The 506-nt window shown below is 24.7% G+C and carries 1 protein-coding gene; it reads left to right on the forward strand.

What is annotated here, in order from left to right:
• Positions 1-312: 312 nt before the first annotated feature.
• A partial coding sequence (locus tag ABDH49_09400) for a hypothetical protein (GenBank protein MEN3047153.1) occupies positions 313-506 on the forward strand: 194 nt, incomplete at its 3' end.

Here is a 506-nt window from a genome sequence, read left to right on the forward strand (position 1 = left end):
TACTTACAATCATTAAATTCCATTTTATTTTATTTTAGGCAAAATGTTTTTTCTTCTCATCCTTATTCTTTTTTATCATTTGGTAATCCTAAGAACTATAGACATTTTGATAAAAAAGATTTAGAAGATTTCATAAAAAATAACAAGATAGTTTACTATTTTCTTGTTCTGTTAGATAAAACAAAAAATGAAACGGAGATTTACAGATATATTACTAGTAACTTAAAAAAAAATTCAAATTATGCTTCTAAAAAAGGTTATTCACTGGATAGTTTTATGGATGATAAATATTATTATAGGAAGGTTGACATAATGAAAAACCGCATTTTTTCTTTCAGCGTAGAATCAGAGTCCTCCTATTTTCTATATATATTTACTGCTCCTGAGTTTTATAAAAACTTTGATGAATATATTTGTATGTTGATAATAGACAATTTACTTAATGATACTATGGATGGAATTATTTGGAGAGAGTTACGTCAAAAGAGAGGATTAGTGTATTCTAT

The organism is Candidatus Hydrothermales bacterium (assembly GCA_039630235.1).
In the GTDB taxonomy this organism is placed as follows: domain Bacteria; phylum Hydrothermota; class Hydrothermia; order Hydrothermales; family JAJRUZ01; genus JBCNVI01.